Annotated in this window: 9 protein-coding genes; all 9 read right to left on the bottom strand. The window is 44.7% G+C overall.

From position 1 onward, the window contains the following. Positions 1–146 precede the first annotated feature (146 nt). Positions 147–1685: a 2-hydroxyacyl-CoA dehydratase family protein gene (locus NFR88_RS06880; RefSeq protein WP_160202622.1), complete on the bottom strand. Its 1539-nt coding sequence runs from the start codon at positions 1683–1685 to the stop codon at positions 147–149. Then, the gene (locus NFR88_RS06875) at positions 1678–2880 is read right to left on the bottom strand and encodes a 2-hydroxyacyl-CoA dehydratase family protein (protein WP_251614445.1); all 1203 of its coding nucleotides are present in this window, start codon (positions 2878–2880) and stop codon (positions 1678–1680) included. The genes NFR88_RS06880 and NFR88_RS06875 overlap by 8 nt, the downstream gene beginning before the upstream one ends. A gap of 2 nt (positions 2881–2882) precedes the next feature. Then, the gene (locus tag NFR88_RS06870) at positions 2883–3644 is read right to left on the bottom strand and encodes an ATP-binding protein (RefSeq protein WP_160202620.1); all 762 of its coding nucleotides are present in this window, start codon (positions 3642–3644) and stop codon (positions 2883–2885) included. A 160-nt stretch (positions 3645–3804) separates the two neighbouring features. Next, the gene (locus NFR88_RS06865; protein WP_251614441.1) at positions 3805–4833 is read right to left on the bottom strand and encodes an Rpn family recombination-promoting nuclease/putative transposase; all 1029 of its coding nucleotides are present in this window, start codon (positions 4831–4833) and stop codon (positions 3805–3807) included. Between the two features lie 367 nt (positions 4834–5200). Continuing rightward, entirely contained in the window at positions 5201–6145 is a 945-nt protein-coding gene (gene arcC / locus NFR88_RS06860; RefSeq protein WP_160202618.1) for a carbamate kinase, read from the bottom strand. A 64-nt stretch (positions 6146–6209) separates the two neighbouring features. Next, positions 6210–7427: an arginine deiminase gene (arcA, locus tag NFR88_RS06855; RefSeq protein WP_160202617.1), complete on the bottom strand. Its 1218-nt coding sequence runs from the start codon at positions 7425–7427 to the stop codon at positions 6210–6212. Between the two features lie 208 nt (positions 7428–7635). Further along, positions 7636–8631 (bottom strand): ornithine carbamoyltransferase, encoded by a 996-nt coding sequence (gene argF / locus NFR88_RS06850; protein ID WP_160202616.1) that lies wholly within the window; start codon positions 8629–8631, stop codon positions 7636–7638. A gap of 270 nt (positions 8632–8901) precedes the next feature. Then, positions 8902–10371 carry an aminotransferase-like domain-containing protein gene (locus tag NFR88_RS06845; protein ID WP_251614438.1) on the bottom strand — a complete coding sequence of 490 codons (1470 nt, stop codon included), beginning with the start codon at positions 10369–10371 and terminating at the stop codon, positions 8902–8904. Positions 10372–10374: 3 nt separating this feature from the next. Continuing rightward, complete coding sequence (locus tag NFR88_RS06840) at positions 10375–11505, bottom strand: THUMP domain-containing class I SAM-dependent RNA methyltransferase (protein WP_251614436.1); 1131 nt, start codon at positions 11503–11505, stop codon at positions 10375–10377. Between the last annotated feature and the right edge of the window lie 129 nt (positions 11506–11634).

The raw sequence follows: 11634 nt of genomic DNA, 5'->3' as shown, positions 1-11634 counted from the left end.
CAAAGCATAAGGTCTGCTTTACCAAAACAAGTTTTGGAGCAGGTGAACTCCATTATACGACTAGCGTCTTGCCACTCACTCTGCTCGTGGGACGCTAAAGCATAAGGAGTTTCCATCAATTTCCTTCGGAAATTGGGACAACTCCATTACCAGCACTTTGCGTCGTCGAACTCCTCAAGGGTTGGGTCTACTGGTTCTTCACGAAGCACGGTACGCATATAGCGATTGACTTCTGTCCGCATGTCCTGCCGAGACGCGTCCTCCGGTTTCATCAGCCCATGGGTCACCCAAATCAGATGAATGCCGCGCTTGCGGGCTTCCTCTTCAAAAATGCCGTGATACCCGCTCATGGCTTTGCAGCCCATATGCGCATACATAATAACCATATCACAGTTAAAATATTCGCAGTAGCGCCAAAGGGCCTCGACGCCCACTTCATAACCGCCGTTAGAGCGGTTGCGCATAATCATGTTTTCGTAAAGATGTGCCAGATCATAAATGGCTTTTTCCGGGTCTTCGGTATCAATCGGCTCCATAGAAACCAGACTCAGCATATCTGCCAGAGCCGCAATCCCCCAGCAGTTCTGCAGCCAAATCGGAAAAGCTGTATAATATGCCGCCTGTACACCCCAAGTAATAGCTCTATGTCTGACTTCCTTTGCCACAGGCAGTTTTTTCGCATAACCCTCCTGCGCCAAGGCGGTGATTTTGCGGTCAGTTTCCAGGAATTCCATATTCCGCCCGCCTGCAGCCTGATACACACCGTAGCGATAAAGAGCAAGATTGTCTCCAATGACCTGCGGATACGGTGTTCTGGACATTTCCAGCCATTCCTTTGTCAGCTCGCTCTCTGCGTTAAAGGTTTTCATAGAAGCAAAGAATGCGTTCCAGTCAAAGGTTTCGCCGGTATTTTCCTCTATAAAGCGAATACAGTTTTTAATCTCATCTGCCGCATAATCCTGCACACTTTCCTGGGTATGGCGAATGGGTACTGCCAGCTGGAAAGTCGGAATATTAAAGCGCATGGCTTCAATCCCGTTTCCCATAGCGCTGCCGTCGCAAGTGGTGTTGCACTGTACCGCACATTTGCCAATAAGAGGAAAATCGTCGTCGATGGCAAGACCAAGCTCCGCCGCCGGCATAGGACATACGTCTCCCGGAATGCCGAATCTGCTGGTTACGTCGATATAGTGAGATACGCCGGTCTGATTCATCATGGCGCTGGTATAAATAGATGGAACTTCTACCGACAGCCACCGCAGATTGGGAAATCCATTCATAATCTCACTCATCATATTTTCATCAAAGATAACAATGCGGTCGCTGAGTGCTTTGTCGTTGCCGATACGCGGGTCCGCCTTAAAAATCGTCTCTACCATTTCACACATATCAGTTACAATCAGTCCCAGACCGGTGTGTGCCATTCGAAGCTGCACATCTCGCATGCCTTCTGTATGTCTGTCAAAAAAATCCGGCACCGCCAAAAAATTGAGCATCCAGCGATAACGGAAAAAGCCTTTAATGTTTCTTGGTTTTGCCGCAAACTTAATGAGAACTTTCCAGATTTTCAGCCATTGTGTATAGGCGTACCAAGTGTCTTTAAAGCCACGCCACTCTCTGCGTTTTCTCGCTTTTTTTCCGTCATACAAACTGCCTAGCTTCCTGCCGCCTGCTTCTTTACTCATGTTTCGTCTCCTTTTGACCTGCCAGTTTCTTAATTTCTATACTTTCCACAAATGCCTGTATGCGGGTGCGCAGCTGCCCGCTTTGTCCTACAACATAAGGGTGGTCGATGGAAAGTACAGGATATCCATAGTCCTTACGCATGATGTGGGTCGCTGCAGCCTGCTCGTAGCCCCAGTAATCGCAAAACTTCATATACTGGTAAATAATACCGTCCGCGTTGTACTCCTTCGCCAGTGCATCTATATAAGTTTTTCTCTCGCGAACTTTATCGGTGTTCATGTAGCGAGGACACTGCCCGTGCTCCATGTAATGCCTGCAAATACTTGTCAGTGGATCTTCTTCAGGTTCAATCACAATTTCCTCTCTGCCCGGAAGAGAGCCAAAGCAAAAACGATCCGCCGCCACATAAGCGCCGGCTTCCTCCGCCAGTTTAATTAGCGCCGGGTCGTCGATTTCAGAGCCAGCCATAACGACTCGCACGCGGTACGGAGATTTCTCGTCAGGCTCCCTGCTTTTCAATTCTTCCAAAGTTTCCGTCAGCTTTTCAATCAAAAGATCATGAGGACAACAATAAGTAGCAAGGCACAGCACCGCAAATTCATAACCGGTGATAACCGGATTTTCTGTTTTTCTAAAATCACCAATTTTGCGAATCAGCTCATTTATCTGGTTTTGTGCCTTTACCGCCTGAAACAGCGCAGCGTCAGATACGTCAATGCCAAAAGCTTCGTGAAGCGGAGCAAGTACCCGAAGACGCATTTGTTTTACATAGTGTTTCAGCGCAGTTTCATCTGCTTTCATAGGCACGTCTGCATAGGTGACAAAGAAATGTTCCTTGCTGCAAAGTCCCTGTTTTTCAATATTTTCTACGCACCGATTCATCTGTGCGCAAGCATCCGGGGTCAGCATGCAGTCGAGAAACTCATAGCCGCCTTCTAAAGCTCTTTCCAAATAAGCTCTGCACCCTTCGCAAAGTAAACTGGTCATATAGTAGGTACCCATTTCAATGGACCCAGTCCTAGGCGCACGAAGCCGCACAGCAAAAGTCCCCGGCAAATTGAGCAGCACCTCCGGAATCAATGCGCAGACGCTGCCGATAGCGATATCTCCTCGGCTTTGTGCCTCACGCACCAAATCATTATGACTTTCCTCTAACAGTTTTTCAAAATAAAATAGATGTTTCAGGTCCTTCAAGTCTATACTCCTATCTGCTGCAATGCTCTGGCAGCGCCTTTTACAATTTCCGTATCATCTGGCAGATAGAATACGTTCTCTCCCGCCAGATCAAACTGGCTGAGTTTTCCATCTGCCATAATCTCTGCCAGAACAGGTAACTCATCTATGTGGATAGCTCGCTTGCTTTCCTCAGACAAAATTCTGTTGATGATAACACCAACTTCTTCATACATAACTAGGCGCTCTGCTACGGACTTGATAGTCTGTATGACCTGAATGCCTTTCCTGCTCGGATCGGTGATGAGAAGCAAATGCGTTACTTTCTCCATCACTCTCCTGTTAATCTGCTCAATACCCGCTTCTCCATCGATGACGATATAGTCGAACTCCTCTGACAGCAAGGTTATCACATCTTTCAAATATGTATTAATTTTGCAGTAGCAGCCCGCCGATTCGGGTCTTCCCACTGCGATAAAAGCAAATCCATCCTTTTCGGTCAATGTTTCAAAGATTTTATATCTGGCTTCCCCCAGCAGTTCAATTGCCGCTTTGGTCTGCCCGTCTTCCACAGTTTCCACCACCTCTATACGAATATCGTCGATGGTTTTTTCTGGCTGGATTCCAAGAGCCGTTGCCAGACCCACTGCCGGATCTGCATCGATAGCAAGAATCCGTTTGTCTGGATATTTTTTTGTTAAAACTTTAATCATCGCCGCTGCAACAGAGGTCTTTCCAACCCCACCTTTTCCTGCTACTGCAATGATTTTCGGTTGATGTTTCATAGATTTGCCTCCTTTTGTTACTCTTATCAGTATAGCACAGTGGATACAGAAAGGTCAAAGATTCCTTGGAAATCAGAGAAAGAAAAAGAACTGAAATTCCCTTACGAACATCATTTTGATCCGCTTGGATTTTCAGTTCTTTTATGCGCTTCATTATTCTTCATAATGAAGAGACCTCTTCTATACTTAGGCCTGTTAAAATCGAAATTTGCGCAACATCAATTCCTGCCTTTTTTAGTGTAATCGCAATACTTCTCCGCTGCGCATGCAGCTGCTCCTGTTGCACGCTCAATGCCTGCTGTTTAATGTCCAATTCCTGCTGCTGAACATCTAATTCCTTCTGTTGAATGTCCAGTGCCCGTTGTTGAATGTCTAATTCATCCTGTCGGGATTCAACTTCAGCTTCTTTCTTCTGTACATCAGCTTCCTTCTGAGCCAACTCCGCCTTACGCTTTTCCTCTACAAATCGCAGGGTTGCTAAAGCATGCTCTGTCTTAATCTGCTGTTCCCGCATCTCAAAGGCTATCTGATCCTCTGTTAATTCTTTAAACAATCTTTCCGCCATCGTAACAGCCTCCCCTCCTCGCTCTATTAAATCCTGCACATACATCTCCTGCGTCCGATCTCCTGCAAAAAGCATGTACGCTGCCAAACGCTCCAAAGGATCCATTTCCTCTATCGACTTATGCACATCCACTTTCTCAAGCTCCACAAAGTGAATCTCTGCAGTCTCCGACAGCCTAAAATGTTCCTCACTCTCCAAAAAGTAAAAGGTACTATGTAATTTCTTCGTTTGCGGGAGCACATTCCCCTTCACAATTGAAATTACAATACTTTTTTTCATTTTATCATAGTCTTCCCCTTTTTCCAATGATAAGTTAATTAATTTTCCACAGTAAAAAACAGAACGGTCAGCATAGAATTCCAAGTTTCCATTCTGCATTTCAATATCCAACAGCTCTCCCAGACTGGTTTGCGCCTTAATATCCAAAACCGCACCCTTCATATAGGGTTTCTCCCCGTAAATGTATGGGTTCATAATCTGAATAGACTCTATCGGATCTGCCTCTCGTCCCAATATCACGTTGATAATTGCAATCAGTGCCTGCTTATTTTCCTCCGCATCCCTGGAGAAAATATAATGAAATACCCAACGTTCGCTGCGCTCACTCCTCCGGTTGCTTCGCAACCTACGCTGTCCGTTTCGCCTATCCAGCTAAAGCTGGGGCGAAAAGGCAGTCGTCATATAGATTAAAAAATCCTCTTCGTTTATTTTCAAATAGTGATTGTTTCTTCATGTCTAATACCTCCCTCATATGTTATCAACAAAAAAGAGGCAAAAAGAAAAAACAGCCAATATGACTGTTTAGATTGCAAATTCTTTTTTACCTCTATCCTATTTTAGCATAAAACTTCCCCTTTAGCAACTCCCAAAAATGGTTTATTTTCCCTTAATCTCTTGATTCTTCTTTTATTTTCCAAAATCAAATCATGAAAACACCCGCATAGAGATTTAGTCTCCATACGGGTGCTTTCTGTCAGTATATCTATTTTGTTTATGCGAAAGTAATAACTGTACCAGTTTTACCTTCTAATGCGTCAATAGCCTTATCAAGAGAAGTGATGATAGCTTTCTTGTTCGGATATGCTCTGACAAACTTCATCGCAGCTTCTACCTTCGGCAGCATGCTTCCAGGTGCAAACTGTCCTTCTTCGATGTATTTAACTGCGTCTTCCAGATTCAGGTTATCCAAATTCTTCTGATCCGGTTTATTAAAGTTGATTGCAACTTTTTCTACCTCGGTCAGAATCATCAGTACATCAGCCTCAACCTGTTCAGCCAGAAGTTCTGCTGCAAAATCCTTATCGATTACAGCTGCCACACCTTCCATAGAACCGTCAGCATTTTCTACTACAGGAATTCCGCCGCCACCACAGGAAATCACAATAGATGTATCCCATAGTTTCTTTACTGCGTCGATTTCAACAATTTTTCTAGGAAGTGGGGAAGCTACTACTCTTCTGAAGCCTCTGCCTGCGTCTTCCTTCATTGTGTATCCTTTTTCTGCTTCTAAAGCTTTTGCTTCTGCTTCTGAATAGAACGGACCGATTGGTTTTGTCGGGTTCTGGAATGCTTTATCGCTCTTTTCCACAACCATCTGTGTTGCAACAGTCAGAACAGGAAGATTTCTGCCTTTTTTGCTCAGTGCATATTTCAGCGCCTGCTGCAGATGGTATCCAATATAACCCTGAGACATTGCGCCACAAACATCAAATGGCATAGCCGGGGTAACATCTTTTGCTGTCTCAGAAGCCAGCAAAATTCTGCCGACCTGCGGTCCGTTTCCGTGAACCAGACCGATTTCATAACCTTTGCAGCTGATATCTGCAATATATTCACAAGTTTTCTTAACAACTTCAAGCTGTGCTTCAGCTGTCGCTTCGCTCTTTCCGGACTGCAAAGCATTTCCGCCTAAGGCGATCACAATTTTCTCTGCCATATTGTAATTCTCCTAATACTCTAATTTTGTTCTACACTCTGTGTGCCTGTCAATACGCTAAGCATTACAGGTCATCTCTGTTTACAGGGCAAGACATACATCTTGGACCCCCTCTGCCTCTGGATAATTCCGCACTTGGAATTGTCAGTACTTTTACGCCCTTTTTATCGAGCAAATCGTTGGTTACATAGTTTCTCTCGTAAGTAACAACTGTGCCCGGCGCAATGCAAAGGGTATTGGAACCGTCGTTCCACTGCTCTCTCTGTGCAGCCATCATATCGTTTCCGCCGCAGCGAATCAGATCAACTGCAGGCAGATTCAGCACTTTGCCCAGAATGTGGTCTAAGGAATCTGTAACGGATTTGAAGTTTGCTTTTCCGTCTTTACCTAATGTGATTTCAAAGAGCTGCAGAGGTCCTTCGATTTCTGGATGAATGGTAAACTTGTCATAGTCAACCATAGTAAATACAGTGTCCAGATGCATGAACGCTCTTCTCTTTGGAATATCAAATACTAATACTCTCTTGAACGTAGATTTATTCAGCATGTTTTCTGCAAATCTTTCGATCGCCGGCGCTGTCGTTCTTTCAGAAAGTCCAATTGCAACGGTTTCTGAATTAAGAACCAGCACATCTCCGCCTTCGATGGAATACTCGTGGTCATAGTCGTACCATATCTGAGAGCCTTCTGGCGCAAAATCTTTATTGTGCAGGAACATGTACTTCAGAAGCAATGCTTCTCTTCTTCTGGTTAGCGTGCTCATATGGTGGATATTGATACCATTTCCGACACATGCGCCCGGATCTCTTGTAAAGTACAGATTCGGCATCGGTTCCATATAGAACGGATATGAAGAAGAAATAAAATCTGCTAAAGACTTAGTCTGTACATCGATTTCGTCTCTCTTCACGCCCGCAATCAGCTTTGCCACCATGGATTTCTCATCCATGTTAATCAGATAATCGTAAATCGCCTCTCTGACGCCCATGGAATTCAAGTGACTTTCGTCTAAAAATTTGTTCAAAAACTCTGCCTTGACCGCAGGGTCTTTCAGCGCCTTTGCAGTTTCGTCCACATAATAAACAACTTCTACGCCGTTTTCTCTGAGAACCTCCGCAAATCTATCGTGTTCCTGCTGTGCAACTTTTAAGAAAGGAATGTCATCAAATAACAGTCTTTCAAAGTTGTCGGGAACAAGACCTTCTACTTCTTCGCCAATTCTATGAAGAAGTACTTTGTTTAATTTTCCTATTTCAGAATAGTTGTGAATTCCTGGTTTCATAATTCTTTCCCCCAAAATTTTCTTATGAGCCAAACCAAAAGATTCGGCATCCCTCAGGAATAAAACTGCCGCAAGCCGGAAAAGACCCGCGGCAGCAAGATTTATTGTCTTATAAAGATTCCGCTCCTTGAAGCAGAACAGAGCCACAAGGATAACGTATCCCTACGCTGTCCATTTTGCCTAGCTAAGCAAAGTCTGGGCAAAAAGATTAGCCGATTGTAGCAACGATAACAGCCTTAATCGTATGCATTCTGTTTTCTGCTTCGTCAAATACCACGGAGTTCTTGCTTCTGAATACTTCGTCGGTGACTTCGCGGATGTCGTAACCAGCTTCCATCTGGGTCTTTGCCATCTTTGTTTCAAAGTCATGGAAGGAAGGCAGGCAGTGCATGAACAGGCAATCCGGATTTTCGGTTGCTGCCATTAATTCTTCTGTTACCTTGAACGGAGTCAGCAGTCTAACTCTTTCTGGAATTTCTGCTTCTTCGCCCATGGAAGCCCATACGTCAGCATAGATGACATCTGCGCCTTTCAAGCAAGCCGGATCAGATGATACTTCGATAGTTGCACCAGTTTTCTTTGCAACTTCCTGTACTTCTGCGATAACATCCTGTTTCAGTTCTTTTGCCAGCTCGTCCGGTCCGTAAGCAACAAAGTGCATACCCATCTTAGCACAGCCGTACATCCAAGCGTAGGACATGTTGTTTCTAACGTCGCCACTGAATACAACTTTAACTCTGTTCAGCGGTTTAGCGCAATGTTCTTCGATAGTCAAAAGGTCTGCCAGAATCTGAGTCGGGTGGTCAACGTCGGTCAGACCGTTCCATACAGGTACGCCAGCATATTTTGCAAGTCCTTCTACAACTTCCTGGTCAAAGCCTCTGTATTCAATACCATCGTAGAATCTGCCTAATACTTTTGCAGTGTCTTCCATGGTTTCTTTCTTGCCCATCTGGGAGGAACTGGAATCCAGGAATGTAACGCCAGCGCCTTCATCCATTGCTGCCACTTCAAATGCGCATCTGGTTCTTGTGGAAGTTTTCTCAAACAGCAGAACAATGTTCTTGCCTTTCAAAATCTGATTGCAGATACCAGCTCTTTTCTTTGCCTTCAGGTCATGTGCCAGGTCAAGCATGTATCTGATTTCTTCTGGTGTGAAATCCATAAGTGTTAAGAAACTTCTTCCTTTTAAGTTTACTGCCATTGGTGTGTTCTCCTTTTCATTTCGTTAAAAATCGTTCATATCAGATAGTTTAACTCTCTTTACTAAAAATGATACTATATTTGTCAAAAAATTAAAGTACCAGCACTTTTATTTTTTAAAGTACCAGTATATTCCAAAAACTACTAAAATCAACCAACCCCGTGATTGAACCGTTTACAAACAATCAAGCATTGTTATTATACGTAAGAAAGCGCCGCCAGCTCAAATATCAGTCTGGCGACGCTTTATCGCAAAATCAAAAAATATCAGTTATAAGGAAGTCCTCTGCGCAAGGTTTGTAATAATCTCAATCAAATTCTCCATTCCTAGCTTGATTCGTGCCTTGGTTTCAAAAGAGTAATTAAGGCGTATGCAGTCTCTGCCGCCATTTTTGTTAGGATAAAAAATGTCTCCAGGCACGATAGAAATCCCGCAACGCGTACAGACAGCCGCAACCTCTTTGCCGTCTACACCTTCCGGCAGATGACACCACACATATACACCGCCCCGCGGTTTTTCATAAGAAAGCCCCAGAGGCACCAGCCGATCTAAGAATCCGCACATCAAATCCCGCTTCTCCCGGTTCAGTTCTGTAATGCGCCTTGCATTTTCATAAAATTTTCCACTGGTAATGTACTTGGCAAGCAGCTTCTGGGTAATCCAGTCCAAGGTCATTACGCGAATGGACACCAAATAACTTAGACTCTTAATCAGCTTTTCCGGTGCCACGACAAATGCCATGGAAAGTCCAGGAATAAAGGTCAGGGAGAAAGAGTAAATGTAAATTACATTTTCACTCCTATCCATAGCTTTCAGCGTCGGCATGACATCATCTTCAAAGGCTAACTCTGACGCAGCGTCCTCCTCTACGATAGGCAGTCTATACCGATTAGAAATCTCCAGCAGCTTTTTTCTTCGCTCTACCGACAAAATGTTTCCGGTCGGATCATGATAACTGGAATTGACATAGATAAACTTCGGTCTATGGGTTTCAATGAGCGCTTCCAAGTGATCGCAGACAATACCGTCCTGATCCACCGGCACTGTAACTGCCTTGCAGCCTGCCAGCTTGATCACCCGATAAACATCAGGCGATACCGGCTCCTCCACAATAACCCTGTCACCCTCTTTCAGCATAGCGGTTACAATAAAGTCCAGCGCCTGATTGGTTTCCGACAAAATCTGAACCTGATTGAGCCCAGCCTTAATACCTTTGGTACGCAGATAAGATATCACCCTTTGCCGCAGTTCCAAATCGCCCTGATAAGGCGTCAAAAACGAGGATTTTCCTCCCTGCTCATTTAAAATCGCTGCAAAATCCGCCGCAAGATTCGCCTCATCATATACTGCCGGCGGCAAACCGGTTGCAAAAGAAATGTTATTTGCATCGGAACTTCTCTGAAAAATCTCGTCAAAGGTTCGTTCCATATCCTGATACTCATCTTTAATCACCGCACTCCAATTAACCTTTTTACGAACATCCGGCTCGTAAAAATCTTTACTTTGATAGGCAACGCGGTACCCTACGCCGCGAACAGACTCCACAATTTCTTCATCCTTCAGGGCAGTATAGGCTTTGATAATGGTATTTCTATGTACTCCCAGCATCTGAGCAAAAGCACGCTCTGACGGCAGTACAAAGCCGTCAGGCATTTGTCCGCTGATAATCTTTTCCTTGATCTGATCTGCTATCTGCCAGTAAATTGGCGTTCTGCTCTCCCTATCTACAATCACCTGCATGGATTAGAACTCCTTCTTCCCGTGAAACTGATAATAACACACCTCAAGTCTGCCATTGTAAAGCTTACGCCTGCGGTCTGCAGGTCTTCCCAAAGTCTTCTCCTCCAATTTCTTATCTGTAGTCACCAGAAATAGTGACCAAGTCGGATTTGCTTTAAAAAACTCGCTGTATTTCCGGTAAATACTCTCAATTTGCTTCTTCTCACCGATTCGCTCACCGTAAGGCGGATTGGTAATAATAATGCCTCCGGTTTCTTTTGCTACGAGTTTCTGCATAGGCATCTGCTTAAATATGATGCAGTCATCCACACCCGCTTCGATGGCATTTTCCTTAGCGCTTGTGATGGCTTTTTCGTCCACATCAAAAGCAAAAATCCGAAGCTCGCTGTCATAATTTATAGCACCGAAAGCCTTTTTTCGCTCTTCTTTCCAGACTTTTGAATCAATCAACTCCCAGCCTTCCGCTGCAAAGGTCCGATTAAGTCCCGGCGCAATGTTTCTGCCGATCATAGCAGCTTCGATGGGAATTGTGCCGCTGCCGCAGCATGGGTCTACCAGCAATCTGCCTTCACGCCAAAAGGACAATTGCACCATAGCCGCCGCCAGCGTCTCCTTGATAGGCGCTGCCACATCACGCACGCGATAGCCTCTCTTATGCAGACCTGCGCCGCTGGTATCCACCGTCAAAGTCACATGATCTTTCAAAATTGTTACTTTTACGGTGTATTCTGCGCCGGTTTCCGCAAAATACTCCGCCATATAGTATTCCCTGAGCCGCTCTACAATTGCCTTTTTTACAATACTCTGGCATGCAGGAACACTGTGGAGTTTTGATTTCACCGATGTCCCTGTCACCGTAAATTTTCCATCCAGGGGAATCAGCTGTTCCCAAGCAAGCCCTCTGGTCTGCTGAAAAAGTTCCTCAAAGGTCACCGCATTAAATTCCGCCATTTTAAGCAGCACCCTGTCCGCGCTGCGAAGCCACAAATTGCTGCGCACGATCGCCCGTTCATCGCCCAGATAGGTAATTTTTCCGTCTTCTGATTTCAGAATCTTATACCCTAAATCCTGTATTTCGCGTTTTACCACCGCTTCAAGTCCAAAAGTTGCGGTTGCGATTAATTCCAATTTCATATGTATTCTGTGCTCCTATCTTCATTCTTTTGCCGCCACGTCATCAGGTCTGCCTTGTGCGCTTACCGTGCATGTCTGTATCGTCCTCAGATTGTCGAAAAAACTCTCAAAACCAAAGAATGAAAGTTT

It is taken from the genome of Senimuribacter intestinalis (genome assembly GCF_943192965.1).
Classification (GTDB): domain Bacteria; phylum Bacillota; class Clostridia; order Peptostreptococcales; family Anaerovoracaceae; genus Senimuribacter; species Senimuribacter intestinalis.
This window is presented reverse-complemented; position numbering and strand designations above follow the sequence as displayed.